Below are 1,106 nucleotides of genomic sequence, written 5' to 3'. Positions count from 1 at the left end.
CGCATGGCCTCGAACCCCTCGCGGAAATCGTCGATGCCGATGCGGTGGGTGATGATGGGGGTGAGGTCGAGGCCGCCCTGCACGAAGGCGATCATCTTGTACCAGCTCTCGAACATCTCGCGGCCATAGATGCCCTTCAGGTTGAGCATCTTGAAGATCACCTTGTTCCAGTCGATCTCGAAACCGGTGGATGCAATGCCGAGAATGGCGATCTTGCCGCCATTGTTCATCTTATCAATCATGTCGCGAAACGCGGGCGCTGCCCCCGACATCTCCAATCCGACATCGAACCCCTCGGTCATGCCGATGCGTGTCATCACATCCGACAGGTTTTCCCTTGACGCATCGACGACGTAATCGATGCCCATCGTTTCGGCGAGCGCGAGGCGCACCGGGTTGATGTCGGTAATCACCACCTTACGCGCACCGGAGCGTTTGGCGACCAGCGCGCCCATGATGCCGATCGGCCCGGCGCCGGTCACCAGCACGTCCTCGCCGACCACATCGAAGGACAGCGCCGTGTGCACGGCATTGCCAAACGGGTCGAAGATCGCCGCGACCTCGTCGGGCACCTCGTCTGGAATGGCAACGACATTATATTCGGGAATGCAGACATATTCGCCGAACGAGCCCGGCCGGTGCACGCCGACACCCAGCGTGTTGCGGCACAGATGCCCCCGGCCCGCCCGGCAATTGCGGCACTTGCCGCAGACGATATGGCCCTCGCCCGAGACGCGCTCGCCAACATGATATTTGGTGACGGCCGAACCAATCTCAGCAATCACGCCGACAAATTCATGGCCGACGACCATCGGCACCGGAATGGTCTTTTGCGCCCATTGGTCCCAGTTCCAGATATGCACGTCGGTGCCGCAGATCGCCGATTTCCTCACCTTGATCAAGACGTCGTTGGGACCGGGTTCGGGGACGGGAACATGCTCCATCCACAGGCCGGGTTCGGCTCTGGATTTGACGAGGGCTTTCATCATGTTGGTCATCGGTGGTTCCTTGGACTATTCTTGTCAGCGGCGNNNTCTTCCACCCTCCCCTTGAGGGGGAGGGTCGGCGCGCAGCGGCGGGGTGGGGTGATCTGCGGCCCACGCAAA

1 protein-coding gene is annotated in these 1,106 nt (G+C 61.1%); it reads right to left on the bottom strand.

The features are described 5' to 3' along the window. Window positions 1–998: L-threonine 3-dehydrogenase (tdh, locus tag ASD32_RS21765; protein ID WP_060640132.1), on the bottom strand; the 998-nt coding region annotated here is incomplete at its 3' end. Window positions 999–1,106: the final 108 nt, after the last annotated feature.

This window comes from Rhizobium sp. Root483D2, assembly GCF_001426685.1.
In the GTDB taxonomy this organism is placed as follows: Bacteria; Pseudomonadota; Alphaproteobacteria; order Rhizobiales; family Rhizobiaceae; genus Pararhizobium; species Pararhizobium qamdonense.
The sequence above is the reverse complement of the archived record's forward strand: the minus strand, read 5'-3'. Positions and strand labels throughout refer to the sequence as shown.